The 26,322-nt window shown below is 54.4% G+C and carries 27 protein-coding genes and 1 pseudogene; 19 read left to right on the top strand and 9 right to left on the bottom strand.

Translation table 11 applies throughout. The features are described 5' to 3' along the window. The first annotated feature begins 10 nt into the window (after positions 1–10). The 3 genes from TW80_RS06670 to TW80_RS06660 are packed head-to-tail and all read left to right on the top strand — an operon-like array spanning position 11 to position 2,587. Entirely contained in the window at positions 11–799 is a 789-nt protein-coding gene (locus TW80_RS06670; protein ID WP_045996486.1) for a TatD family hydrolase, read from the top strand. Beyond that, a complete protein-coding gene (locus TW80_RS06665; protein ID WP_045996485.1) occupies positions 796–1,599 on the top strand; it encodes an MBL fold metallo-hydrolase in 804 nt (267 codons plus the stop codon). The genes TW80_RS06670 and TW80_RS06665 overlap by 4 nt, the downstream gene beginning before the upstream one ends. Before the next feature lie 58 nt (positions 1,600–1,657). Then, positions 1,658–2,587, top strand: a complete 930-nt coding sequence (locus TW80_RS06660) for an AEC family transporter (protein WP_045996484.1) — start codon at positions 1,658–1,660, stop codon at positions 2,585–2,587. Positions 2,588–2,638: 51 nt separating this feature from the next. Here TW80_RS06660 and TW80_RS06655 read toward each other — a convergent pair. The 5 genes and pseudogenes from TW80_RS06655 to TW80_RS06635 form a co-directional block, all read right to left on the bottom strand. After that, positions 2,639–3,517 (bottom strand): annotated as a pseudogene (locus TW80_RS06655) (ABC transporter permease); the annotation flags it as partial. A gap of 10 nt (positions 3,518–3,527) precedes the next feature. Further along, positions 3,528–5,141, bottom strand: coding sequence for an ABC transporter permease (locus TW80_RS06650; protein ID WP_045996482.1), 1,614 nt, complete (start codon positions 5,139–5,141; stop codon positions 3,528–3,530). A 3-nt stretch (positions 5,142–5,144) separates the two neighbouring features. After that, positions 5,145–5,432 (bottom strand): DUF1330 domain-containing protein, encoded by a 288-nt coding sequence (locus tag TW80_RS06645; RefSeq protein ID WP_045996481.1) that lies wholly within the window; start codon positions 5,430–5,432, stop codon positions 5,145–5,147. A gap of 63 nt (positions 5,433–5,495) precedes the next feature. Further along, positions 5,496–6,602 (bottom strand): extracellular solute-binding protein, encoded by a 1,107-nt coding sequence (locus TW80_RS06640; RefSeq protein WP_045996480.1) that lies wholly within the window; start codon positions 6,600–6,602, stop codon positions 5,496–5,498. A 77-nt stretch (positions 6,603–6,679) separates the two neighbouring features. After that, positions 6,680–7,804 (bottom strand): ABC transporter ATP-binding protein, encoded by a 1,125-nt coding sequence (locus tag TW80_RS06635; protein ID WP_446720130.1) that lies wholly within the window; start codon positions 7,802–7,804, stop codon positions 6,680–6,682. A gap of 333 nt (positions 7,805–8,137) precedes the next feature. Here TW80_RS06635 and TW80_RS06630 point away from each other — a divergent pair, with 333 nt between their 5' ends. The 7 genes from TW80_RS06630 (at position 8,138) to TW80_RS06600 (ending at position 13,840) form a co-directional block, all read left to right on the top strand. Then, on the top strand, positions 8,138–9,031 hold the full coding sequence (locus tag TW80_RS06630) for a metal ABC transporter substrate-binding protein (protein WP_045996479.1): 894 nt from the start codon (positions 8,138–8,140) through the stop codon (positions 9,029–9,031). Beyond that, entirely contained in the window at positions 9,028–9,879 is an 852-nt protein-coding gene (locus TW80_RS06625) for a manganese/iron ABC transporter ATP-binding protein (RefSeq protein WP_045996478.1), read from the top strand. Before TW80_RS06630 ends, TW80_RS06625 begins: the two co-directional genes overlap by 4 nt. Further along, positions 9,876–10,733, top strand: a complete 858-nt coding sequence (locus TW80_RS06620; protein ID WP_045996477.1) for a metal ABC transporter permease — start codon at positions 9,876–9,878, stop codon at positions 10,731–10,733. Before TW80_RS06625 ends, TW80_RS06620 begins: the two co-directional genes overlap by 4 nt. Then, a complete protein-coding gene (locus TW80_RS06615) occupies positions 10,733–11,563 on the top strand; it encodes a metal ABC transporter permease (RefSeq protein ID WP_045996476.1) in 831 nt (276 codons plus the stop codon). Before TW80_RS06620 ends, TW80_RS06615 begins: the two co-directional genes overlap by 1 nt. Positions 11,564–11,628: 65 nt before the next feature. After that, complete coding sequence (locus TW80_RS06610; RefSeq protein ID WP_045996475.1) at positions 11,629–12,333, top strand: ABC transporter permease; 705 nt, start codon at positions 11,629–11,631, stop codon at positions 12,331–12,333. Continuing rightward, on the top strand, positions 12,327–13,043 hold the full coding sequence (locus TW80_RS06605) for an ATP-binding cassette domain-containing protein (RefSeq protein ID WP_045996474.1): 717 nt from the start codon (positions 12,327–12,329) through the stop codon (positions 13,041–13,043). The genes TW80_RS06610 and TW80_RS06605 overlap by 7 nt, the downstream gene beginning before the upstream one ends. After that, positions 13,040–13,840: a substrate-binding domain-containing protein gene (locus TW80_RS06600; RefSeq protein WP_045996473.1), complete on the top strand. Its 801-nt coding sequence runs from the start codon at positions 13,040–13,042 to the stop codon at positions 13,838–13,840. The genes TW80_RS06605 and TW80_RS06600 overlap by 4 nt, the downstream gene beginning before the upstream one ends. Positions 13,841–13,856: 16 nt before the next feature. Here the strand turns inward: TW80_RS06600 and TW80_RS06595 are convergent, their stop codons facing one another. The 4 genes from TW80_RS06595 to TW80_RS06580 all read right to left on the bottom strand — a co-directional run bounded on the left by TW80_RS06595 (position 13,857) and on the right by TW80_RS06580 (position 18,162). Then, positions 13,857–14,357 (bottom strand): DUF6505 family protein, encoded by a 501-nt coding sequence (locus TW80_RS06595; protein WP_045996472.1) that lies wholly within the window; start codon positions 14,355–14,357, stop codon positions 13,857–13,859. Beyond that, on the bottom strand, positions 14,354–15,019 hold the full coding sequence (locus tag TW80_RS06590) for a biotin/lipoate--protein ligase family protein (protein WP_045996471.1): 666 nt from the start codon (positions 15,017–15,019) through the stop codon (positions 14,354–14,356). Before TW80_RS06590 ends, TW80_RS06595 begins: the two co-directional genes overlap by 4 nt. Continuing rightward, the gene (locus tag TW80_RS06585; protein ID WP_045996470.1) at positions 15,019–16,080 is read right to left on the bottom strand and encodes an Mrp/NBP35 family ATP-binding protein; all 1,062 of its coding nucleotides are present in this window, start codon (positions 16,078–16,080) and stop codon (positions 15,019–15,021) included. The genes TW80_RS06590 and TW80_RS06585 overlap by 1 nt, the downstream gene beginning before the upstream one ends. 117 nt (positions 16,081–16,197) lie before the next feature. Next, complete coding sequence (locus TW80_RS06580) at positions 16,198–18,162, bottom strand: 4Fe-4S binding protein (protein ID WP_045996469.1); 1,965 nt, start codon at positions 18,160–18,162, stop codon at positions 16,198–16,200. A 180-nt stretch (positions 18,163–18,342) separates the two neighbouring features. On the opposite strand from TW80_RS06580, the gene TW80_RS06575 reads away from it, so the two are divergent. The 9 genes from TW80_RS06575 (at position 18,343) to TW80_RS06540 (ending at position 26,288) form a co-directional block, all read left to right on the top strand. Then, on the top strand, positions 18,343–18,906 hold the full coding sequence (locus tag TW80_RS06575) for a DUF3305 domain-containing protein (RefSeq protein ID WP_342585892.1): 564 nt from the start codon (positions 18,343–18,345) through the stop codon (positions 18,904–18,906). Beyond that, positions 18,903–19,424, top strand: a complete 522-nt coding sequence (locus TW80_RS06570) for a DUF3306 domain-containing protein (RefSeq protein WP_045996467.1) — start codon at positions 18,903–18,905, stop codon at positions 19,422–19,424. Before TW80_RS06575 ends, TW80_RS06570 begins: the two co-directional genes overlap by 4 nt. Then, positions 19,421–20,023 carry a TorD/DmsD family molecular chaperone gene (locus tag TW80_RS06565; RefSeq protein WP_045996466.1) on the top strand — a complete coding sequence of 201 codons (603 nt, stop codon included), beginning with the start codon at positions 19,421–19,423 and terminating at the stop codon, positions 20,021–20,023. Before TW80_RS06570 ends, TW80_RS06565 begins: the two co-directional genes overlap by 4 nt. Before the next feature lie 47 nt (positions 20,024–20,070). Beyond that, a complete protein-coding gene (locus TW80_RS06560; RefSeq protein ID WP_045996465.1) occupies positions 20,071–20,256 on the top strand; it encodes a twin-arginine translocation signal domain-containing protein in 186 nt (61 codons plus the stop codon). A gap of 61 nt (positions 20,257–20,317) precedes the next feature. Beyond that, the gene (locus tag TW80_RS06555) at positions 20,318–23,179 is read left to right on the top strand and encodes a formate dehydrogenase subunit alpha (RefSeq protein WP_045996464.1); all 2,862 of its coding nucleotides are present in this window, start codon (positions 20,318–20,320) and stop codon (positions 23,177–23,179) included. 11 nt (positions 23,180–23,190) lie between these two features. Next, positions 23,191–23,784 (top strand): formate dehydrogenase FDH3 subunit beta, encoded by a 594-nt coding sequence (fdh3B, locus tag TW80_RS06550; protein ID WP_045996463.1) that lies wholly within the window; start codon positions 23,191–23,193, stop codon positions 23,782–23,784. Between the two features lie 30 nt (positions 23,785–23,814). After that, on the top strand, positions 23,815–25,008 hold the full coding sequence (locus tag TW80_RS06545; RefSeq protein ID WP_052700902.1) for a formate dehydrogenase subunit gamma: 1,194 nt from the start codon (positions 23,815–23,817) through the stop codon (positions 25,006–25,008). Positions 25,009–25,016: 8 nt separating this feature from the next. After that, a complete protein-coding gene (locus TW80_RS18465) occupies positions 25,017–25,145 on the top strand; it encodes a hypothetical protein (protein WP_275041302.1) in 129 nt (42 codons plus the stop codon). Positions 25,146–25,235: 90 nt separating this feature from the next. Further along, on the top strand, positions 25,236–26,288 hold the full coding sequence (locus tag TW80_RS06540; RefSeq protein WP_045996462.1) for a sugar phosphate isomerase/epimerase family protein: 1,053 nt from the start codon (positions 25,236–25,238) through the stop codon (positions 26,286–26,288). Positions 26,289–26,322 lie beyond the last annotated feature (34 nt).

Below are 26,322 nucleotides of genomic sequence, written 5' to 3'. Positions count from 1 at the left end.
AAGCCGCACCATGACCCAACCGACAATCGTTGACAGCCACTGTCACCTTGATTTCCCAGACTTTGACAGTGAACGCCCCGAGGTTATCCAGCGTGCGTTGGATGCAGGTGTGGAACGTATGGTGACGATTTGCACACGCCTGCGTCTCGAACCGCAAGTGCGCGCTATCGCAGAGGAATATGATCCCGTCTTTTATGCTGCGGGCACTCACCCGATGAGCGCCGCAGAAGAGCCGCTTGCCACGGTTGATGAACTAATCAAGCTAGCCGCGCATCCAAAGTTCGTCGGGATCGGTGAGACCGGGCTTGATTATCACTACACTGCGGATAGCAAAGAAATCCAACAGCAAAGCTTGCGTGTACATATCGCGGCGGCCCGCGAAACAAAGCTGCCTTTGATTATCCATGCGCGTGCCGCTGACGATGATATGGCGCGGATCCTATCCGAGGAATATGCGAATGGCGCGTATACCTGCGTGATGCATTGCTTTTCGAGCTCTGCTGAATTGGGTAAGGCTGCGCTTGATCTTGGGTTTTATCTATCGATGTCTGGTATTGCAGCATTCCCCAAGAGCCAGGAACTACGCGATATTTTCGCGACCGCGCCGCTCGACCGTATTTTGGTGGAAACAGACAGCCCCTATCTCGCGCCTCCGCCATATCGCGGCAAACGGAATGAACCCGCATATTCGGCGCATACAGCCCGTGTCGGTGCAGAAGTCTTTGGTGTTGACTACGCAGAGTTCGCCCTGCGGACGACAGAAAACTTTGATCGGTTATTCTGGAAAGCGGCACAATGACGGATCAGCTCATGGTCACGATTTTAGGTTGCGGTTCCTCTGGTGGGGTTCCGCGCCTTGGTGGCCTGTGGGGGGATTGTGATCCCAGCAACCCCAAAAATCGGCGGCGTCGCTGTTCGATCTTGCTGACACGTAAGGGTGCGCAGGGCACAACGCGTGTCTTGATCGACAGTTCACCTGACTTGCGGGATCAACTGCTGGACGCACAGGTCGGCGCGCTGGATGCAGTTGTCTACACCCATGCGCATGCGGATCACGTCCACGGAATTGATGATCTGCGGATGATCGTTTTCAACACCCGTAAGAAGCTCCCGATTTGGGCTGATAAGGAAACCTCTGCCGCGCTCGTCGCGAGGTTTGGATATATCTTTGAGACACCCGAAGGGTCTTCCTATCCGCCGATTTGCGAGCTGAACACGATTGACGGCCCTCTCACCATTTCAGGCGCGGGCGGAGAGATCAGTCTTACGCCGTTTAAGGTGCATCATGGTGATATTGATGCGCTTGGCTTTCGGTTCAATGATATTGCCTACATCCCGGATGTGTCAGCGATACCAGATAGCTCCTGGTCCTATCTCGCCGGATTGAACTATTGGATTATCGACGCCCTACGTCGTGCGCCGCATCCGTCCCATTCGCACCTTGAACAAACGCTGAATTGGATTGCAAAGGCGCAACCCAAACACGCAGTTCTAACCAATATGCATAATGATCTGGATTACGCGACCGTGGCGGATGAAACGCCGGGCCATGTTGTGCCAGCTTATGATGGTCTGACGTTGACGTTTGACCTTCGCTAATCTGTCGCGCTGACAGGAAAACACCGCGGCTCTGCCGCACCCAAAGGAACAGCTACCAATGACCGCGTTAATTGACGTCATTCTCCCCGTGTTTTTTGTAATCGGTTTTGGGTACCTCGCGGTGTGGAAAAGGTACTTTAGCGATAGCGGCGTTGATGGGTTGATGAAGTTCACCCAAGGGTTCGCCATTCCCTGTCTGTTGTTTCGTGCGATTTCGACTTTGGATTTGCAGCAGAACTTTGATGTCGGACTGCTGCTGTCCTTTTACACGGGGGCGCTTATTGGGTTTGCCGCAGGTTTCATCGGCGCCCGCGTTCTATTCGGGCGCGATTGGGAAGACTGCGTTGCCTTTGGATTTTGCGGGTTGTTTTCAAATTCGCTGCTGCTGGGCCTTCCGATTACGGAGCGTGCCTACGGCAGCGATGCCTTGCAGGCCAACTACGCAATTATCGCGATCCATTCGCCGTTTTGCTATGGGGTCGGGATCACCGCGATGGAAATCGTTCGCAACTGGGGTGGTAGTGTCGCCGCGCTACCACGCAAAGTGCTGAAGGCGATGTTTAGCAATGCGCTGATCATCGGGATTAGCCTTGGCTTTGTTGTGAACTTGGGTGGTTTACCCGTGCCCACCGTCTTCACTGATGCCTTAGATCTGGTTGCGCGTGCGGCTTTGCCAGCGGCTCTCTTTGGGTTGGGCGGGGTGCTCTATCGTTATCGCCCCGAGGGTGACATGCGCGCGATCTTGTTTGTCGTTGCGATTTCATTGGTGCTTCATCCGGCCATTGTTTGGGTACTGGGGGGAATTAATGAACTCAGCGATGAGGCGATGCGCTCTGCGATCCTGACCAGCGCAATGGCACCGGGTGTAAACGCCTATGTCTTTGCAAACATGTATGGTCGGGCGCGTCGGGTTGCGGCCTCTGCGGTGTTGATGGGGACGGGGTTGTCGATCATCACCGTGTGGGGCTGGCTACACGTGCTTCCCTAACAAAAAAGGCGGGCACTGATGGCCCGCCTTTCGAGATGAGATTTCGGTGTCTTAGCTAGGCGACATGCCCCGTAACCGTTCAGATCGGCGGCGGAGCAGTTCGACTGTCGTGAGTAGCAAAATCGAGATACCGACCAGAACCGTCGCAACCGCCAAGATGGTCGGGCTGATCTGTTCGCGTAGGCCCGTGAACATTTGCCATGGCAGCGTCTTTTGCGCAGCGGCACCGACAAAAAGAACCACAACCACCTCATCAAACGAGGTAATAAAGGCAAACAATCCGCCCGAGATCACACCGGGTAGGATCAGCGGCATCTGCACCCGAAAGAAGGTGACGGTCGGGGTGGCGCCCATATTCGCAGCGGCCCGTGTCAGTGATTGGTCAAAGCCCACCAGCGTTGCTGTCACGGTGATGATCACAAAGGGAATACCGAGCGCGGCGTGGGCCAAGATGACCTTGATATAGCCTGACAGGGATTTGGAGATGCCAAAGGTTTCTTCCATCCACAGGCCCATTTGGCTGTAGAAAAAGAACATCCCAGTTGCCGAAATGATCAATGGAACGATCATCGGTGAAATCAGGATCGCCATAATCCCGCGGCGGAATGGCACATGCGATTGTGACAGACCAATTGCGGCCAAGGTCCCTAGCGAAACCGATAGGATCGTCGCGAAGGGCGCGATGATCAAAGAGTTCTTCAAAGGTCTGATCCAGTCAGGGTTGGTAAAGAAGTCCCGGTAGTGTTTCAGCGAATAGCCCTCTGGGTCCAACGCGAGCATCTTTGGCGTGAAGGTAAAGAAGTTCTCGGCGTTAAACGACAGTGGGATAATGATGATGATCGGTGCGATCAAAAAGAACAGGATCAATCCAACGATGACGCGGAAGGTGTAGTACCAGATCTTTTGACCCGTGGTTGCATAGATTGGCAAGCTCATCAGATCAGCCCCCTAGTTTCACGTTGTCGATGCCGACGATCCGGTCGTATGCCCAATAGAGCGCGAGAACGATCGCCAGAAGGATTGCGCCCAGTGCCGCAGCTAAGCCCCAGTTCAGTGAGCTAGAGATGTGGTAGGCAATCCGGTTCGAGATAAAGACACCTTTGGTCCCGCCCACGATTTCTGGTGTGATGTAGTAACCAATGGCCAGAATGAACACGAGGATCGAACCCGCGCCAATCCCCGGTACAGATTGCGGAAAGTACACCCGCCAAAAGGCCGTCCAATTGGTTGCACCCAGCGATTTTGCGGCGCGCAGATAGCTTGGTGGGATGGTTTGCATCACAGAGTAAAGCGGCAAGATCATGAATGGCAGCAGGATATGCGTCATGGCGATAATCGTACCTGTTGCGTTGTTGATCAGCGCAAGCCGATTGTCATCCGCGACAAAGCCGAACCAAACCAGAAGGTCGTTGATGACCCCTTGGTTTTGCAGCAGAACTTTCCATGCGGATGTCCGCACCAGCAGCGATGTCCAGAATGGTAGCAGAACAAGGATCATGAGCAGGTTGGCTTTGCGCGAGGGCAGGTTCGCCAACATCCACGCGACGGGATAGCCAAGCAAAATGCAGCTAAAGGTGATTGTCAGCGACATCAGCATCGTGCGCCAGAACAGGGTCAGGTAGATCTGTTCGTTCTCGGGCTGCCATTCGATCCCGTCAGGGGTTTTTTGTAGGTCAATCGCGTTGAGGAAATAGCCGTTGGTGTAAGCTGGGCTATAGGTATAGATCGTTTCCCAAACATCTGCGCTAATCCAATCGTCGTCGATATCTTCAAAGCTTGCTTTGACGTCTTCGACCTCAAAACCGGGCAGGGCGCTGCGCGTCGTATCAATCAGGCCCGCCAATTCTGCAGGCGCAGTTGCGCCCGGATTAGCCATCAGATCGTTGTAAAGCGCAAGATAGACCACGTTCCAGGGTTCTTCCTCGGTGGGGCTATCGTTGTCTTCAGTTTGAATGACACGGGCGAAATCAGCGTAGATATCTGCGGTTTCTGGAAATTGGGTCGTGGCATCGTTTGAAATTTCGAATGCAGGTTCCGCACCGCTGCCATCCCAAGCGTCGCCCGCTGCGATCCAGCTTGGGGCCGCCAAAAGCTGAACCCATGTCGCAGGGTCCTCCCAGGCTGGGTCCAGATCGGTGAATTGGTCAGTGTAGACCTCACCAATGTCATCGACACGACGGCCTGATTTGCGGAACAGTGAGGAAATCCCCGACATTTCATAGTTCAACCGGCTGCCAAGACGCGTGTGCTCTTTCAGCTCGGCTGCGATCATCATGTCCTTGGCAAGTGCCTCGAACACGGGGGCAGGGGGCACCTCATCGGCGTCGTGATCCCAGCTATCAAGTGCCGCAACAGTGCGCGGAATTGTATCGCTTACGATCTGGTTCTCAATCGACCGAAAGAGCATTTGCCCAATCGGGATAATGAACGTCAGCATAATAAACAAAAGGAGGGGCGCGATTAACAACAGCGCGCGCATCTTTTGGCGGCGTAAGGCACGTTTTAGGCTGGCCTTGAGAGGTGTGCCATCGGCGGCAAGGACTGGCTCTGCCATTTTTTAGACCCCTTCGACCAAGACGATCATGCTCTGCGCTGTTTCGCGGCGGATGCGAGCGACCTCTTGGTATTCTTTGGAATGGTATAGCGCTTTGGCGCTTTCAAAGTCTGGAAACTCGAAAATCACATGGCGTTCAAAGGCGGCCCCTTCGGGCGTTTCGGCCTGCCCGCCACGGGCGATTGGTTTGCCTCCGTAGGCTGCGATCATGGGCGTGTCTTTGGTGATGTATTCCTGATAGGCGTCAGGATCGTTCACGGTGATATGGCCGATGATATAGCCTTTTGGCATCTCGAGTTCCCGTAGGTGAAGATGCGCAAGGCAGGTCACCCCACCTTGCGCAGTCGCTATGGCTTATTGTGCGAGCCAGCTCTGGAATTTTGCGTCCAGATCGTCGCGGTAATCAGCCCACCATTCGTAGTTGTACAGGAAGGTGTTTGTCGCGTTCGCTGGGTCTGTTGGCATGTGTGGTGCCATGTCGATACCCAGTGTTGCGTGTTGACCAACCAGCGGAGCAGAAGATGCACGTGCTGGACCGTAAGAGATGTATTTCGCTTGGTCAGCGAGGCGCTGTGTATCTGTCGCAAACCGGACATAGTCCAATGCGCGTGCTTCGCGCTCTGGGCTTAGGCCCGCAGGGATGATCCAACCATCAAGGTCAAACACTTGCGCGTCCCACAGCATTTCAACGGGCTGCTCTTGCTCAACGATCAGGCTGAACAGACGGCCGTTGTATGTTGTGCCCATGACGACTTCGCCGTCGGCCAGCAATTGTGGCGTGTCAGCACCAGCAGACCACCAGACAACGCTGTCTTTGATGGTATCAAGCTTTGCGAAGGCTTGCGCTTGGCCTTCTTCGGTTTCCAGAACGTCATAGACGTCTTCTTTTGCAACGCCGTCACACAGCAGTGCCCATTCCATGTTGTTGATTGGACGCTTTTCAAGCGAACGCATGCCTGGGTACGCTTCGAGATCGAAGAACGCGCAGATTGATGTTGGAGGTGTGTCACCAACTAGGTCTGTACGGTAGCCAGCAGTTGTCGAGTAAACGATCTGTGGGATGAAGCAATCAGATACGATCAGATCGCCGAAATCGTCAGAAGCAGATGAGCCGTCATCGCCGGGTGCCAGCTGTTCGTCCGCGTCGATTTCCAGCGCAAGACCTTCGTCGCACAGGCGGATCGCGTCAGATGCAACAACGTCAACAACGTCCCATGTGATGTTGCCCGCTTCGTTCATGGCGCGCAGTTTTGCGACCGCTTCGTTCGAGCTTTCATCGTTGACGATGGTGACGCCTGTCATTTCCATGTAGGGGTCGTGATAGGCTGCTTGTTGCGAGGCAGAATATGCACCGCCCCAGCTGACGATCGTCATTTCGTCGGCCATGTGGCTTTCCGCAAAGGCAGTTGAACCCGCCAGCGTCAGAGCCGAAGTGGCCATGAGTGCTTTGGTCAAAGTCATTGTAGTCTCCCGTTATGTTACCCGGTTTAGTTCGTTCGAGCCGACCCTCCGGGTGAAGGTCAGCCCTGTCTCAGCCATTACGCGTCTAGCGCACGGCAATCTCGTGCCAACCAGCCAATTTCGATCTGACTGCCTGGGGTCAAACGCACTTGATCAGGCGCGTTTCGTGTTTTGATGATAAAGTTGTCGTTGCCTGCCACCCGCAGTCGTGTCCGGAAAATGTCACCCATATAGATGAATTCCAGCACCTCGGCCTTGAGCGTATGCGCATCGGGGCTGAGGCGGGTTTTATCGAATTCGACGCGTTCGGGGCGGATCGACACTTTGGTGCGTTCACCGACTTGGCTGACGTTCACAGGTTGCGCGTCGATGATGTCACCATTGTCCAGCTTAACGATGCAGCTATCGCCGCGGATTTCTTGAACGACACCTTCCAACGTGTTGTTTTCGCCAATAAACTGCGCAACAAAGCTGTTTTGTGGCGCCTCATAGAGTTCATCTGGCGGGGCAAGTTGTTGAATGCGGCCATCGTCAAAGACAGCGACGCGATCTGACATTGTCAGGGCTTCGGTCTGATCGTGGGTCACGTATACAACTGTAATACCCAGTTCGTGCGCAAGGTTTGTGATTTCAAACTGCAGCGTTTCGCGGAGCTGTTTATCAAGCGCGCCAAGCGGTTCATCCATCAAAACCAGTTCCGGTTCAAAGACCAAAGCGCGGGCAAGCGCGATACGCTGCTGCTGACCACCCGAAAGCTGGGCAGGGCGACGACCAGCGAAATCTTGCATTTGCACCATTCCCAGCGCACGCATGACTTTCTCGTCGCGCTCAGATTTGCCAATCTTGCGAACTTCCAAAGGGAACGAGAGGTTCTCGGCCACGGTCATATGCGGGAAAAGCGCATAGTTTTGGAAAACCATGCCAATGCCGCGTTTATGTGGTGGGATGTTATTGATCGAAACGCCATCAAGCCGGATTTCCCCGTGCGTGGCTGTTTCGAAACCAGCAAGCATCATCAGGCAGGTGGTTTTTCCGGACCCTGATGGCCCGAGCATTGTTAGGAATTCGCCCTTGGGCATTGATAGGTTCAGGTCTTTGACGACCAGATTCTCACCATCGTAACTTTTCTGTACGCGTTCAAATTCGACGAACGCATTGTCGCTCTTGGTTGCTGACAAACCATTTCCCCCGAGGATTGGCATTTTCGCCTGTAACTAAATCCGTCCTTAGTTTGATTTGCAACTTGAAAGGCGGAGTTTTTTCTTTTCAGGCTATTTGGGTCTCTAAGTGGCTTATATTTAGGGAATTTTTGTATCGTATTCTCGTTTTTCGGGCGTTTCGTCCTTTGCGTCTGGGGCGGTTTCGTGTCGCAGTGACGGTGTTTGACTGTATCGTGCGGCGAAAATTCTGCTTTCACATTGTTCGTTTGCGGCAATTTTCAGCGCTGTTGCGTCATGTGGTGGGAAATGTGGGATTTACAGTTGCGAATAATTCTCATATGCATTTGCATGTTGTTACATTAACGGAGCATTCTTATGCGTCAGCTGATTAAACGCACAGTTATTGGGCTATCTGCGGTTTTTGTCGCTAGCGGTGCCTTGGCCGACGATAACAAGTTCAAAGCGGTAACGACATTTACCGTGATCGCTGACATGGCACGCAATGTTGCGGGTGATGTTGCAATTGTCGAAAGCATTACAAAGCCGGGGGCGGAAATTCACGGGTACCAGCCAACTCCGCGCGATATCATTCGTGCACATGACGCTGATCTGATCTTGTGGAATGGTCTGAACCTCGAGCTGTGGTTCGAACAATTCCTTACCAACCTTGGCGATGTGCCTAGCGTGACACTGACTGATGGTATTGCGCCGATCAGCATTACCTCGGGTGAATACGAAGGAAAGCCAAACCCGCACGCATGGATGAGCCTGCAAAGTGCTCTTGTCTACGTTGATAACATCCGCGACGGCTTTGTCGCGCATGACCCAGAGAACGCGGATATCTACATGGCCAATGCAGAAACCTACAAGGCACAGATCACCGAGGCGATTGCGCCGTTACGCGATGAAATCATTGCGATCCCAACAGATAAACGCTGGCTGGTAAGCTGTGAGGGCGCCTTTAGCTATTTGGCGCGCGACTTTGAAATGCAAGAGCTCTACCTCTGGCCCATCAACGCCGACAGCCAAGGGACCCCGCAACAGGTGCGCCGTGTCATTGATGCAGTTCGCGAAAATGAAATCCCTGCGGTGTTCTGCGAAAGCACGGTATCACAATCGCCCGCACAGCAAGTTGCCCGTGAAACCGGGGCAGCCTACGGTGGGGTTCTCTATGTTGATAGTCTGACCGAGGCTGATGGCCCGGTGCCGTCCTATCTCGAACTTCTGCGCGTCACTTCGCAGACCATTGCCGAAGGATTAACCCAGTGACACCACGCTCAGGCATTGTCGCCGATGATGTGACCGTAACCTATCGTAATGGTCATACGGCATTGCGGCACGCCAGTTTTGATATCCCCGTTGGTACGATTACCGCACTTGTCGGGGTGAACGGGGCGGGGAAATCCACGCTCTTCAAGGCGATCATGGGGTTTGTCCCAGCCGCAGGCGGGCGCATTTCCGTCATGGGAAAACCCGTGAAAGAGGCCCTGCGCCAAAACATTGTCGCCTATGTCCCACAGTCCGAAGAAGTCGATTGGTCGTTTCCCGTACTCGTGGAAGATGTCGTTATGATGGGGCGATACGGGCATATGGGATTTTTCCGAAATCCCAAACCCGCCGACCACGATGCTGTGACAGCCGCTCTTGCGCGGGTGGGGATGGAGGCATTTCGCAAACGCCAAATTGGCGAGCTCTCAGGCGGACAGCGCAAGCGCGTGTTTCTCGCGCGGGCATTGGCGCAGGACGGCAAGGTTATTTTGTTGGACGAACCTTTTACCGGGGTTGATGTCCAAACCGAAGAAGCCATCATCAAGCTGTTACGTGAAATGCGGGACGAGGGGCGTGTGATGCTGGTGTCTACGCATAATCTGGGTTCGGTCCCAGAGTTCTGCGATCGCACCGTTCTGGTCAAGGAAACGGTCCTGGCCTTTGGTCCGACGGAAACAACATTTACCCGTGAAAATCTTGAACATGCTTTTGGCGGTGTGCTGCGCCATTTTGTGATCGGTGGATCTGATCTGCATGACGATGATGATGCACGTAAAATCCGGGTCATCACCGATGATGAACGCCCTTTTGTGGTCTATGGGCATGATGACGAAGGCGACAGCGCATGATTGAAACGCTGCTCCAGCCGTTTGGCTATAGCTATATGTTCAACGCCATGTGGGTTAGCGCGCTTGTCGGTGGGGTATGTGCATTTTTATCTGCTTATCTCATGCTCAAGGGCTGGTCATTGATCGGCGACGCGCTGTCGCATTCCATCGTGCCGGGCGTTGCAGGGGCCTATATGCTGGGATTGCCATTTGCGCTTGGCGCATTTGCTGCTGGGGGCCTTGCTGCTGGTGCTATGCTGTTTTTGAACCAACGGTCTGGCCTCAAAGAAGACACGGTGATCGGGATCATTTTCACGTCCTTCTTTGGGTTGGGATTGTTCATGGTCTCTCTGTCGCCGACCTCGGTCAGCGTGCAGACGATCACAATGGGGAATATCCTAGCCATTACGCCGTCTGACACGGTGCAATTGGCGATCATCGGCTTTGTGACGCTCGCGATTCTTTTGGCGAAATGGAAAGACCTGATGGTCACGTTCTTTGATGAAACCCATGCGCGATCTATCGGGCTGCGCGTAGATGCGTTGCGGATCATTTTCTTTACACTGCTGTCGGCTTCTTGCGTGGCTGCGCTGCAGACCGTTGGGGCGTTCTTGGTTATCGCAATGGTGGTGACGCCGGGTGCGACGGCGTATTTACTAACGGATCGGTTTCCGCGGCTCTTGGCGCTGAGCGTGGCGATTGGGTCAGGGACCAGTTTTGTCGGTGCATACCTAAGCTATTTCCTAGATGGCGCGACAGGCGGGCTGATTGTGACGCTGCAAACGTTGATCTTTATCGTGGTCTTTATCTTTGCGCCCAAGCACGGCTACCTCGCTGCACGTCGCCGCGCAGCCCAAGCGCTAAGGACATCATAATGGACTATCTCTTGATGCCATTCCAGTTCGCCTTCATGAACAAAGCATTCCTGATGATGGCGATCATTGCTGTCCCGACAAGTCTTTTGTCGTGCTACCTTGTGCTCAAGGGCTGGTCGTTGATGGGTGACGCGATCAGCCATGCGGTTTTGCCGGGCGTTGTGCTGGCGTATCTGCTGAATATTCCGTTGATTATCGGTGCTTTTGTGGCGGGTATGGTATGTGCAATTGGAACCGGCTTTTTGTCTGAAAACAGTCGGGTCAAACAAGACACGGTGATGGGGATCGTGTTTTCCGGCATGTTCGGTTTTGGCATCGTTCTCTATACGAAAATCTCAAGCGATGTGCATTTGGACCATATTCTTTTTGGGAATATGTTGGGGGTGGGCGCGGCCGATCTGTGGACTGCGGGAACCATTGCGGTCATCGTTGGCGGGCTGATCGTGGCGAAACGGCGCGATTTCCTGCTGCATGCCTTTGATCCAGTTCAGGCACAGGCGGTTGGCTTGCGTACCGGTTGGTTGCACTACGGGTTGCTTGCGCTGATTTCGCTGACCATTGTTGCGACGCTTTCGGCGGTGGGTATCATCTTGGCGATTGGGCTATTGATCGCCCCGGGCGCCATTGCATTTCTGCTGACAAAACGATTTGAGTTTATGCTGCCGATTGCTGTGGCAATCACACTTTTCTCTGGTTTGTCAGGTGTTTACATTAGTTTCTTTATCGATAGTGCGCCGGCCCCAACCGTAATTCTCGTGCTAACGGTACTCTTTATTGCTGCCTTCATCAGGGCTGCGCGTAAAAATCGCCAAGCCTCTGCTGTTGTTTGATTATTCTTGATCGGATCGCCATCACGTGAAAGCCTAGCCAAACCGACGCAAGGATAGGCAAACGGATGGGCGAAATTTGGGAGGGACTGGTCGCTGGCTTTTGGCTGGTCGTGACGCTTGATTCTGATTTGGTGGAAATCACGTTGCGGTCGCTGCAAGTGACTGTTTCGGCGACTGTGATCGCCTCTGTAATTGCCCTGCCATTCGGTGCATGGCTTGCCATCCGACGATTCCGACATCGCAGAGCGACCATTGCGGTACTAAATGCACTGATGGGGTTGCCGCCTGTTGTTGTTGGGCTGGTGGTATATCTATTGTTGTCGCGGGCGGGGCCGTTTGGGGTGTTGGGATTGCTGTTTACGCCCACGGCGATGATCATCGCGCAGGTCATCATCATTACGCCATTAATTGCCTCAATCGCGCATCAGTCGATACGCGATATCTGGGCCGAGTATCATGATCTGCTCATTTCCTTTTCAACCACGCGCAAGCAACGCATCGCTACGCTTTTGTGGGATGGGCGGCGCGCGCTACTGACGGCGGCGCTTGCGGGTTTTGGGCGTGCCATCGGAGAGGTTGGCGCGATCATGATCGTGGGCGGAAATATTGACCATGCGACACGCGTGCTGACCACGGCGATTGCGCTTGAAACAGGCAAGGGGGATTTTGCGCTGGCTCTCGGATTAGGGTTTGTTTTAATCGGCTTGTCTGTCGCTGTGAACATGATCATTCACGCCGTGAGCCGCACAGAAAGTGAGGGCAAATGGTAAATACCATCCTGCCTTTGGAGGTTACGAACGCTTCGGTCAAACGGCGTGGCAAGACGCTGCTTGGACCGATTGATATGAATTTTTCGCAAACAGGTTGCACCATCGTACTTGGCCCAAATGGGGCGGGCAAAACCACCTTGCTGCGCGCGCTTCATGGGCTTGAAAGGCTCGCTAAGGGGCAGGCAAGCTGGCAAGTACCTCTCAAAGAGGCGCATTTACGGCAGGCCTTTGTGTTTCAGACGCCAATTATGCTGCGTCGTTCCGTCCGCGATAACCTGCTCTATCCGCTGTGTTTGCGCGGTATGTCACGCCAAGATGCGATGAAAAAGGCAGAGCAATGGTCCGCGCGTGTCGGACTTGATTACGCGCTGGATCAGGCTGCACCCCGTCTTTCGGGCGGGGAAAAACAAAAACTGGCCCTCGCACGCGCATTGATAACAGAGCCAGAGATCGTGTTTCTGGATGAACCCTGTGCCAGTCTTGATGGTCGCGCAACCCGTGAAATCGAGGCGATCTTGCAGGCAGCACGAGAGGAAGGGACACGCCTTGTCATGGCGACCCATGACATTGGGCAGGCGCGGCGGCTCGCGACAGATGTTGTGTTCTTGATGCATGGGCGTATCATCGAAAGCGGTCCTGCTGACGCATTCTTTGCAGGGCCAAAGACGCCGCAAGCGGCGGCGCTACTTCAGGGAGATATTGTCGAATGATCCGTGCATTGATTGTATGTATATTTACTGTTTGGGGCGGAATAGCCTCTGCCGAGCAGCTAAAGCTGGCTGTGACCACGTCGTTTCATAATTCGGGACTGTCTGATGTCCTGTTGCCCGCAATCCAAGAGGACACGGGGATTGAAGTGCAGCTCTTGGTCGTGGGGACCGGCCAAGCGATCCGCCTCGGCGAAGCCGGGGACGTCGATGCGATTTTGGTGCATTCACGCCCGGCAGAGGATGCCTTTGTCGCGGGGGGCTATGGTACTCATCGCCGCGAAATCATGTATAATGACTTTGTGATTGTTGGTCCGCAGGGTGACCCTGCTCTGGTAGCGGATGCAGCGACTGCGGCAGATGCCTTACGCTTGATTGCTGATGTGTCCGCGCCATTTGTCAGCCGTGGCGACGATAGCGGGACCCACAAAAAAGAGCTCGCACTTTGGGACGCGGCTGAGGTCTCTCGCGGGGGCGATTGGTATCGTCCTGTTGGGGCTGGAATGGGGGCTGCGCTGAATACGGCGTCAGGGATGAATGCCTATATCCTTTCAGACCGCGCGAGTTGGTTGAGTTTTGGCAACCAGGGCGCGTTGGCGTTGCTATTTTCTGGGGATCCGGTGCTCTTTAACCAGTACGCCTATATTCCGGTAAATGTTGACAGGCATCCGCATGTCAAAAGCGCCCTTGCATCGGACCTTGAAGACTGGCTCACATCGCCTCGGGCGGCGCGCCTGATCAATGACTATAGCATCAACGGTGAAGCCTTATTTACGTTTAATGCCGATCAGGGGAGCTAGCAGCGATCAAATTTAGCTAAATTTGATCTGTTTCGTCCGGCACGCTGTGCACCGCAAGTTGATCTAGCCCTGCTGATTGCGGCGGGGTGACACGGTATTGTTCCAGCACGCCCGTTTCGTTCAGTGTCCTGCTGACCATCAAAAGCGTGTTTTGCTCTTGTCCGGCACATAGATCGGCCATCTGTATAAGTTGTTCACGGGCGACAGGGGTAGCTGCCTCGACGCTTGGTGCACCATAATGGCTAACGAAATGTGCGGCGAGCGCATGTTCTAGGACGGCTAATTCGTGTTGCTCAATGACGCTGACGGCGACCACTGTTACCCGTCCAAATGTCTCAAGACCAAGCCAGCCATTGCTAAATGCTTGCTTTGCTTTTCCCGTCAGGTCTGCCTCTGTCCAGTTCGAAAATTCAAATCCGCCTGATACACACCATTCGCCTGTCCGGGCAGGCGTGTGAAAAATCATCTGATCGCTTTCGTCAAAATGAATCGCGCGTGCAAGGAGGAGGTTATTCATTTGGGTTCCAACAGGCTGGTAAGTGGCTTGAGCACCATCATGTCATTGACTTTAAATATTAATCCAAGTTTGGGGTCGAGCCCGACGTGTTGTTCATCCTTATGCCAAAGCGCCGAGAATTCTGCATGAATTGGTTTGTTGCCATCATCCGCCCACCGGTTAATCCAAACAAGGGTATGTTTGATCCAGCTTTCCAGTAACGCCGCTGGATGAATGTCACCTGCGCCTTCGGCGGCCAGCGAAGTGGAGCCGGGCAAGTATCCAGGCTCGGTGGAATCGTCAGACAGTGTTAAGCAGAGGTTGACAGTTAGCCATTTGGGTGAGTGTTTAATAAGCACGATGTCAGTATAGACGCTGAGGCGCCCACAAGCTGCCCCGTTGATGAGTATCGTTCCATCCCATTTGAGCTGTACTGCGGTCTCGGGCGGGGTGAGCGCGCCGAGCGCGTTTTGCAGACCAATCCCGCAAATCGGCAACATTATCATGGCCTCGGCAAGCGGAACCTCTGGGGCGAAAACAACGCTTGCGCGGAGTTCATTGCTGGACAGATTGTAGACCACCAATCCTGCGTCACAGCCATTTTGTGCACAGGCAATTGCGACATCATTGGGGGCTTTGTCCGTTACCATACCCTGAAAGAGAGGAGGGAAGTTTGGAGTCATCAAGCATGCCCGCCCTGAACGAGAGCACGTGCAACAGTATGAAATGCCTGTGCCTGTGGCCCATCTGGGTTTGACACGACAACTGGTGCGCCACTGTCGGCAGCGAGCCGGATTTGCAAATCCAGTGGCAGTTCAGCCAATAGCGGAACTCCAAGTTTCTCGGCCTCTGCCTTGACACCGCCGTGTCCAAAAGTGTGTTCCTCGTGGCCGCAGTTCGAACAGATATGTGTGCTCATGTTTTCAATCATGCCCACAATTGGGGTTTTCAATTGTTGAAACATGTCTATCCCCTTGCGAGCGTCGAGCAGTGCAACATCCTGCGGCGTCGACACAACAATCGCCCCTGTGAGTGCGAATTTCTGCGCGAGCGTCATTTGCACATCTCCAGTGCCTGGCGGAAGGTCAACGATCAGAACATCCAACGCGCCCCATTGCACTTGGGTCATCATTTGCTGAAGCGCACCCATCAGCATGGGGCCGCGCCAGACCACAGCCTGATCGTCGTTTTGCATCAACCCAATCGACATCATAGTTACGCCGTGGTTACGCATTGGCAGAATGGTTTTCCCATCTGGGGATGCCGGCCGCCCTGACACGCCAAGCATCCTTGGCTGCGACGGCCCATAGACGTCGGCATCAAGCAATCCCACACGCCGTCCTTGCGCGGCAAGCGCGCAGGCGAGGTTGGCTGAAACGGTGGATTTCCCAACGCCCCCTTTGCCAGAGGCGACGGCCAGAATGCGATCGATGCCCGGAACCGGCTGTGGCCCCTTTGGTTCGGCCCTTTGTTGCGGTTTTAGGTTGGGTGGCTGACTGGAGTGGGCCGTCATAACTATGGATACGTTTTCAACCCCTGCAATGGAACGTAGTGTCGTTTCTGCCTGTTGCCGAACGGGTTCCAATTGCTGGGTTAATGAGGGGGCAACCTCAAACACAAACCGCACGTTACCGTCTTCGACAGCGAGGGCGCGGACATATCCAGCTGAAACAATGTCATCGCCAGTGATGGGGTCCAAGATAGACTTTAGGGCGGTGACGACCGCATCTCTTGAGACCGCCACTAGCGCGACCTACCCATTCGAATGGTCAATGGTTTCAGGGAGTTCAAAGTTTGTATGTTCATTATTGGTCTATTTCACATTGGTTACTGTGGCCCGATTTGGCCAAATCGCATTGCCCTAGTTATCGCGCCGTTTGGACAGGTAATCATCGGTCGTTCTGACTGCGGGGCGCGGTGCGCCAGCGAACGGGCTATCGGTCGCGTGATACTGTGCTTGAACGCGACAATTGTCGCACATCTGGATCATCTTGGCGGCGTCTGGATTGCCGAACATTGCGTGTTTCCCCGCGAGCTTTTCCGTAATCATTTCGATTGTAGACTTAACCCCAAATAGGCTTCCACAGGTGATACAGGCAAAAGGTTCCTCTTCGTTTAACACGGTTTGATCTAATGCGGCGTCTGTCAGGTTCATTTGCGGAAGTAGCGATATCGCGTTTTCTGGGCAGACCGTGGTACAAAGATTGCATTGTAGGCAAGCTGCCTCTTGGAAGCGAAGTTGCGGTTTGTCAGGATTGTCCGCCAGTGCGCCCGAAGGGCAAAGTGATGCGCAAGATAGGCACAAGGTGCAGCTATCGGTATCGACCGTGACACTGCCGTAAGGGGCGCCTTCAGCGAGCGGGATAATTGACCCGGTGTTGAGCGCCTTAGCTGCGGTGCGCGCTACTTGGCGACGGGTACCAATGGGTAAAATAGGGTCTGCGAGTGACTGTGTCCGTGGGGCGGTAAACAGCGTGTCGGACATCTGATCGGGATCGCTCGTATCCAGCAGAGTAATGGCGCGCGATGAAAGCGCCTCGGCCAAAGCTTGTTCGCGCGTGATTGTGTCACGGTCAGCTTTCGGGGAAAGCAGAATTTGAACACCGGCAAATCCAGCGCCAAGCGCGGCCAGCATTTCGGCATGCCCAAAGGCGGCAAGCGCATCTACTGCGAACGGAATGACATCGGCAGGTAACCCACGGCCATCGCGGGCGGCAAGCTGGATCATCTCGGTTCCATGATCGCTGTCGTGGACCAGCAGCAATGGATTGCTGCCCCCAGCACTTCGAAATGCCCGAGAGAGCGTTTCAAGCCGACGGAAAACATCATCCACAGGTGGCGCGTCATATGTCATGGCACCGGATGGACATAGGGCTGAACATGCACCGCAGCCAGCGCAGATCAAGGGATCGACTTCAACGTGATCTCCTGCTGGGGTGATCGCGCCTGTGGGGCAGACGTCTAAACAATTCGTGCAGGCGGTTTGCTGTGCACGTGAATGTGCACATAGATTTGGGTCCAGCTTTACATAGAGGGGTTTTTCAAAAGTTCCGACGCATTGTGCTGCGTCGAATACTGCGCTCGCGACAGACGGCGCGTGTTTCGGGTCAGCGCGAAAATAGCCGTCGCGCTTTTCATGTGCCGAAAACAGCGGTGTGCCGCCAGTTAAATCCAGCAGGATGTCGCATGTAGAGGTTGCCCCATCTTGTGGCGGCAGAAAAAGGTTAGCCCCACGACCGCTCGGATCAGCCTGTTGCAGCGCATCAAAGCTAAGATTGAACTGGCCAAGCGATCCAGTCGCAACGCGTAGTTTCCCACGTATGACGTTGTATTTGCGACTGATTGGCGGATCTGCATCATCCGATAATAGTGTCACGCTGAGTGTTTCGCAGAGTTGTTCGGCGGCGTTGGTGGCGGTTTCACCACTGCCGATAATCAGGCAGGTTCCCTCGGATACGATATCGCGGAGCTTGGGGTGCGTGCGTGGCAACAGGGCTTCTGCGACAAGCGCGGCCATTTTGGGCGAGGTTGAATTTTGGTCTGTGGTCCAGCCCGCTCGATCACGCAGATCGACACCCTCATGCGCAGGCACACCAACATCATGCGCAATTTCTGCAAAGAGATCATGTTCCTGCGCACATCCAAACACAGTGTTTCCATCGGCGATATGGCCTTCGGCGTCAGCTATTTGATGCGTGCACAGCCCGCTATAAACAGTCGAACAGGTTACGCCAGTCGCGGCAGAGATCGCATCTGGGTTGATCTCTTGTGTTCCAGAACAATCGCATAAAATCAATCGCTTGCCTGTATTGGGCTGGCTATTCATGTGTAATCTCTCCCGGTTCTGCGTCGCCGCAGTCACCGAAGCTTAACCATTGCAAGTTGTGCAATCAAACCCCAATTGCGAACAAATTCATGCTGCGCTGCGGCGTAACCTGTTGATAATAATGCTTTGTTTGAGGTGCGTTTTGGTGCAGCATGAAAATAGATTCTGAAAGAGGCAGCCTTGATACGCAACCCAGATCAGTATCAGACAATGCCGATGGGTGTTGTCATTCGCCGCGCACCGGGGGTGACGCGCTGGGCAAAATTTGCTTGGCGTGTTGTTGATGTGATCCCGGGTGCAGGACCTGCTGACTGGCGGGTTTTGCGTGAAGAGGATGGAGTTACCGAATACCACGCCCAAACCGTCGCACTCGAACTACATGGCGCAGAGAGCGAGGCATATCTGACCGCGATTTCAGACCGTGATCCTGCGCTATATGTCGTGATGCGTCACCGTTCTGATCCGGAACACCCCTTTGATATCAAACTGGTAACCGCGTCCCCCTATGAGGGTCAGGATTACGCCGATAACGGGGATGATGTCGTCGAAAAGGTTCGGATGCCAGAGGGCGTCGTTGCCTGGGTGCGTGATTTTGCGCAGGCGTTTTATCAAGAAGAAGTCTTTGTCAAACGTCGCCGCGACAAAAAGCATGTTGATGGCGCAGAAGATGGCATAGGTGATGCGCGGATCATGCAAATGACTGATGTTTATCGTGCCCCGACCCGGAAGGGGGCAGGGGTATGAAGCAAGATTTCTGGTCACGTCGCAAGGCGCAAGTCGCGGCCGAAGCTGCCCAAGAGCCGGTGCAAGACGCGCCAGAAATGACGGATGCTGAGGTTCTGGAAACCTTGAACCTTCCGGACCCTGACACGATCAAGTCGGGCGACGATGTCAAAGGCTTCATGGCCAAAGCTGTCCCTGATCACTTGCGACGCAAAGCGCTGCGACAGTTATGGAAGACGAACCCGGTTTTGGCGAATCTTGACGGTTTGGTCGATTACGGTGAGGATTTCACGGACAGCACACGCGTCGTGGAACATATTCAGACCGCCTATCAGGTGGGCAAGGGAATGATGGCGCATCTGGAGCGTCTGGCGCAGGTGGATCAGCCCGAACAGACCGAGCCTGAAATCGAACACGCGCCAGAAATTGCGGCGTTACAGGTGACTGCGCCACCTGAACCGATTGAAATCGAGGCGGATCGAACGCCAGAACCGCGACGCCATATGCGTTTCTCATTTCCGCAGGAGAGTGTCACATGACAAATGCAGCCGCGATACCTGCCGAAGATCAGATGCGTGCCGACCTCTACAACTACATGGGGCTATTACTTTCGGGCGCGCCCGATCAGATGCTATTGACGCAAACAGCGTCACTTGCAGGTGATGGAACCACGCTTGGCCGGGCGATCACGCAATTGGCGCAGGTCGCTGCTGTGTCGAAGCCCAAAACCATTGCGCGCGAATTTAATGCCCTTTTCATCGGGCTTGGGCGCGGGGAACTGCTGCCTTTTGCTAGCTACTATTTGACAGGTTTTCTGCATGAAAAGCCGCTGGCCGTGTTGCGTAACGATATGGCCGCGCACGGGATTGCGCGGGCGGCAAATGTTTATGAACCCGAAGACAACATTGCTTCACTTATGGAAATGATGGCGGGTCTTATCGCTGGGCGCTTTGGCGCAGGTGCTGCCGATCTTGATCAGCAAAAGATGTTTTTCAATAGGCATATCGGACCTTGGGCCGCGCATTTCTTTGATGATCTTCAAGGGGCTAAGAATTCTGTTTTTTATGCGTCCGTTGGCGCCGTTGGGCGTGCGTTCATGGACATCGAAAGCGAAGCATTTCGCATGGTTGCAGCCTAGTCTGCACAGCGGGCGGTTTTTCCGCCCAACAAATAGGGAGGTGCCAAATGGCAAAGATCAAAGATGATGGCAGTAGCCGTCGCGATTTTTTGAAACTGGGTGTGGCTGCTCCGGCAGCAGCAGCAGTTGCTGCCGCAGGTGGAGAAGCAGCAGCGCAGCCAGTCGATCCGCAATCCAACAAAATTCAGGATACCGCACACACACGTGCCTATTTCGAAAGCGCCCGCTTTTAGAAATAGGACATCTTACTAACCCAGCAAGCACTTATTGACGGTGCCAGCAAGGGAGGAAAACATGCTAAGGAAGAAGACCACAGGCGCCCCACGTCGGGCGGGATTTCAGACCAAGAACGCTGGCCAAGGCGTTGATCGACGGACATTTCTACGCGGTTCCGGGTTAACCATCGGCGGTCTGACAGCGATTGCAGCGACAGGTGGGACCGTGACCGCTGCCAACGCCCAAGATACAATGGCCGGTGCGATCGAGACGATCAAATCTGTTTGCACGCATTGCTCTGTCGGGTGCACCGTCGTTGCAGAGGTCGATAACGGCGTCTGGGTTGGTCAAGAACCTGCATGGGATAGTCCTTTCAATTTGGGCGCACATTGCGCCAAAGGGGCCGCTGTTCGGGAACACGCCCATGGTGAACGTCGCCTGCGCTATCCAATGAAACGTGAAAACGGTGAGTGGGTCCGGATTAGCTGGGATCAGGCCATTGATGAAATTGGCGATGGCATGATGAACATCCGCCAAGAAAGCGGCCCGGACAGCGTTTATTGGCTGGGGTCAGCCAAGCACAACAACGAACAAGCCTATCTGTTCCGTAAATTTGCGGCCTATTGGGGCACCAATAACGTGGACCATCAGGCGCGTATTTGTCACTCGACCACTGTTGCTGGTGTGGCGAACACATGGGGCTATGGCGCCATGACCAACAGCTACAACGACATGCATCAGTCCAAGGCGATCTTTATCATCGGGGGTAACCCGGCCGAGGCGCACCCCGTTTCACTGCAGCATATTTTGAAAGCAAAGGAACAAAACAACGCACCTTTGATCGTATGTGATCCGCGCTTTACCCGGACGGCGGCGCATGCCGATGAATACGTCCGGTTCCGTCCGGGATCGGATGTTCCGCTTGTTTGGGGTATTCTGTGGCACATATTCGAGAATAGCTGGGAAGATGCCGAATTCATCCGCACCCGCGTTTGGGGGATGGATCAAATCCGCGAAGAAGTCGCGCGTTGGACACCAGACGAAGTAGAACGTGTCACTGGCGTTCCGGGTGAACAACTGCGTCGGGTGGCGTTTACGCTCGCCAATAACCGTCCCGGTACGGTCGTCTGGTGTATGGGTGGTACGCAGCACACCACTGGCAATAATAACACGCGCGCCTATTGTGTGCTTCAACTTGCCCTTGGGAACATGGGGACCGCCGGTGGCGGGACAAACATTTTCCGTGGACATGACAACGTGCAGGGCGCGACCGACCTCGGGGTGCTGTCGCACACATTGCCCGGTTACTATGGCCTAGCCGAAGGATCATGGAAACATTGGTCGCGGGTCTGGAACGAAGACTATGACTGGCTTCAGGCGCAGTTTGAATCCAAGGACATGATGGAATCCACCGGTATTCCTGTTTCGCGCTGGATTGATGGCGTCTTGGAGGACCCTGAAAACATGGATCAGCCGAACAAAGTACGGGCCATGGTTCTGTGGGGGCATGCGCCCAACTCACAGACTCGGATGAAGGAAATGAAGACCGCGATGGAGCAGTTGGATATGCTTGTCGTCGTGGACCCATATCCGACCGTTTCCGCCGTTCTGCACGACCGCACAGACGGGGTTTACTTGCTTCCGGCATGTACACAGTTTGAAACACGCGGGTCGGTGACCGCATCGAACCGGTCCTTGCAATGGCGCGACAAAGTTGTCGAACCCCTGTTCGAAAGCCTGCCAGATCATGTGATCATGGCGAAGTTTGCCAATAAATTTGGTTGGTCTGATCGGCTATTCCGCAATATCGAAATGGAAGATGCCGAAACACCCAATATCGAAAGCATCACGCGCGAGTTTAACCGCGGAATGTGGACGGTGGGCTATACAGGCCAAAGCCCGGAACGCATTAAGTTGCACATGGCAAACCAGCACACGTTCGACAAAACGACGTTGCAAGCCATCGGCGGCCCCGCTGACGGGGATTACTACGGTATGCCTTGGCCATGTTGGGGCACCCCTGAGATGAACCACCCCGGTACGCCGAACCTATATGACATGAGCAAACCTGTCTCCAAAGGTGGTCTGACTTTCCGTGCCCGTTTTGGTGTGGAGCGTGACGGCGACAACCTCTTGGCCGAAGGCGTCTATTCTGCTGGGTCTGAGATCACCGATGGTTATCCTGAATTCACCATGCAGATGCTGATGGATCTTGGGTGGGATGGTGATTTGACTGCGCAAGAGCGCGAAGCGATTGACGCTGTCGCTGGTCCCGGAACCAATTGGAAGACTGACCTTTCTGGCGGCATCCAGCGCGTCGCGATCAAACATGAATGCGCGCCCTTTGGGAACGCCAAGGCGCGCGCTGTGGTCTGGACATTCCCGGACCCTGTACCGATCCACCGCGAACCCCTTTATTCGAACCGTCGGGATTTGGTGGCGGACTATCCGACCTACGAGGACCGGAAATTCTATCGCCTACCAACGCTTTATGCTTCGATCCAAAAGAATGATTTCTCGCAAGAGTATCCGATCATTCTGACATCAGGCCGATTGGTTGAATATGAAGGTGGCGGGGATGAAACCCGATCAAACCCTTGGTTGGCCGAACTTCAGCAAGACATGTTCGTCGAGATAAACCCACGTGACGCCAATAACCTAGGCGTTCGCGATGGCGCACAGGTCTGGGTCGAGGGACCAGAAGGCGGTAAAGTCAAAGTAATGGCAATGGTCACCGAACGGGTCGGCGAAGGCGTTGCCTTTATGCCGTTCCACTTTGGGGGCCATTTTGAGGGCGAAGACCTGCGGGGCAAATATCCCGACGGTGCCGACCCTTACGTTTTGGGCGAAAGCACAAACACCGCGCAGACCTATGGCTATGATTCAGTGACCCAGATGCAAGAAACAAAGTCGACACTTTGTAAAATCTGGACAGCGTAAGGAGAAGTAAGATGGCAAGAGCAAAGTTCCTCTGCGACGCCGAACGCTGCATTGAATGCAACGCCTGCGTCACCGCATGTAAAAACGAACACGAAGTCCCTTGGGGCATCAATCGCCGCAAGGTGGTCACGATCAACGACGGCAAACCGGGTGAAAGATCAATCTCGGTTGCCTGCATGCATTGTTCAGACGCGCCATGTATGGCGGTCTGCCCTGTTGATTGCTTTTATCAAAGCGAAGACGGGATCGTGCTGCATTCCAAAGACCTGTGCATCGGCTGTGGCTATTGCTTCTATGCTTGCCCATTTGGGGCACCTCAGTATCCGCAGGCTGGGAATTTTGGTTCTCGCGGTAAAATGGACAAGTGTACCTTCTGTGCTGGCGGTCCCGAGGAAAACCATAGCACGGCTGAATTCGCGAAATATGGGCGTAACCGGATTGCCGAAGGTAAGCTGCCGATCTGTGCAGAGATGTGTTCGACCAAAGCGCTACTGGCGGGTGACGGCGACACCGTTTCCAGCATCTATCGCGAGCGTGTCGTTGCACGTGGCTTTGGGTCGGGTGCTTGGGGGTGGGGCACCGCATATGAACAAAAGGGTGGCTAACGCAAACGCCGCGTCAAAGGGGGCAAGGTGATGATCCGTACAGTCTTGGCGGTCACGTTCTTATGGCTGACGACATTGGGGGCTTGGGCGCAAGATAATCCGACCCCTGACCGTAGTGCCACGGGTGGCGCGCAAACGCTGGCCGATATCATGGCGCGTCAGGACGCGATGAAGCTGGATGATCGCTTTCGTAGCGAGAACCTTGGTGATCCCGAATCCGCTGCCGATATCACCCAGCAGCTCGGTACTTTGGGCGGGCAATCAGACCCGGACTTGTGGCGTGCCTTGCGCTATGACGCGGCAGATGTAACGACCCAATCGCGTGGACCTGCAGCAACAACGCTGATCCAAGACGGGGGCATGCAATGGCTCGCCTTTCGCGAAGGGCGTTTGCTGCGCTGGGGTGGGTATCTCTTGTTGGGGACGCTCGCTTTGCTAGGGGTGTTCTATCTGATCCGTGGTCGGATACGGATCGACGGCGAAAAAACCGGACGCACCATCACAAGGTTCAAGGCGATTGAGCGATTTGGACATTGGCTGATGGCGGGGTCATTCGTTGTTTTGGCGCTGACCGGGTTGATCTCATTGTTTGGCCGAAAGTTCGTGATCCCGCTGCTCGGCCACGAGAGTTTTGCGGTGATCGCGCTGGGCGCGAAATGGGTCCACAACAACATATCTTGGGCCTTTATGATCGGGCTGGTCATGGTGTTCTTTATGTGGGTTCTGGAAAACATCCCGAACCGACATGATCTGAAATGGGTCGCCGTCGGCGGGGGCCTGATGAAAAAAGGTGTTCATCCGCCCGCCAAAAAGTTTAACGCGGGTCAAAAAGTGGTGTTTTGGTCAGTCATCTTGCTTGGTGGGTCGATCTCGATTTCGGGGTTGTCGCTTCTGTTTCCGTTTGAATTGCCCATGTTTGCCAAGACGTTTAGCCACCTCAACGACCTAGGAATTACTGGTTTGATTGGGATGGATCCGCTGCCCGCGCAACTCACACCTCAAGAGGAAATGCAGTTCGCGCAGGCGTGGCACGCGATTGTCGGGTTTGTCCTGATGGCGATCATTATCGCCCACATCTACATTGGCTCTGTCGGCATGGAGGGGGCCTTTGATGCCATGGGCAGTGGCGAAGTCGAAGAACAATGGGCGCGCGAACACCACAGCCTGTGGGTGGACGAGGTGAAGGCCAAGAATGCCAATCAATCAGCGACGCCAGCAGAATAGGTGATTTTATGAGAACAATGCTTTTGGCGTTTGCTTGTGCCAGCTTGATCGCTGTGATTGCCTATTTTGGCCTAAATGCTGCGGGCTTTGATGCGGCGAGCAGCACTGCAGGCCCATCGGTGCGACTTTCTGAATAAACGGTATTGGTGACTTCAGTCTCACGAAATTGGGGGCTGGTGCCGTATTTCTAAATCGTTATAGTTTCCCTGAATCAAGGGAGGCTATCAATGAAAACCATCAAAGGACCGGGCCTGTTTTTGGCGCAATTCGCGGGGGACGAAGCGCCCTTTGACACATGGGACGGGATCACAAAATGGGCCGCAGATTGTGGCTATAAGGGCGTGCAAGTGCCTAGTTGGGATGCGCGATTTATTGACCTGGCCAAGGCCGCCGAGTCCAAGGACTATTGTGACGAATTCAAGGGCCAAGCGGCCGCCAATGGTGTCGTGGTCACAGAGCTGTCGACCCATTTGCAGGGTCAACTTGTCGCGGTGAACCCTGCTTATGATACGGCCTTTGACGGGTTTGCAGCGCCATCTGTCCAAGGGGATCCTCAAGCCCGACAAGCTTGGGCCGTTGATCAGGTGAAAATGGCGCTCAGCGCGTCCAAACACCTTGGCCTGACAGAAATGGCGACTTTCTCTGGGGCGCTTGCGTGGCCCTATGTCTATCCATGGCCGCAACGCCCCGCCGGATTAGTTGAGGCCGCCTTTGATGAACTGGCGAAACGTTGGCGCCCAATTCTGGATCACGCCGATGAGTGTGGCGTTGATGTTTGTTATGAAATCCACCCCGGCGAAGACCTGCACGATGGTGTCACGTTTGAGATGTTCCTTGAGCGGCTCAACGGGCATTCGCGTTGCAATATGCTCTATGATCCTTCGCATTATGTGCTGCAGTGTTTGGATTATCTCGACAATATCGACATCTACAAAGACCGGATCAAAATGTTCCACGTCAAAGATGCAGAGTTCAACCCGACAGGCCGCCAAGGTGTTTACGGTGGCTATCAATCCTGGGTCGATCGGGCCGGGCGGTTCCGTAGTCTGGGCGACGGTCAGGTGGATTTTGCTGCGATCTTTTCGAAAATGGCCGCCAATGATTTCGATGGTTGGGCCGTTGTCGAATGGGAATGTTGTCTGAAGCATCCCGAAGATGGCGCACGCGAGGGCGCGCAGTTTGTCAAAGATCACATCATACGCGTGACCGAGCGGGCATTCGATGATTTTGCGGGGGGTGATGTGGATGATGCCACAAACCGTCGTATGCTTGGCATCTGATGGCCGCTCCGCGGGGAGTATTTTGAACAAAGCG

It is taken from the genome of Loktanella sp. S4079, from assembly GCF_000967725.1.
Lineage (GTDB): Bacteria > Pseudomonadota > Alphaproteobacteria > Rhodobacterales > Rhodobacteraceae > Yoonia.
This window is presented reverse-complemented; position numbering and strand designations above follow the sequence as displayed.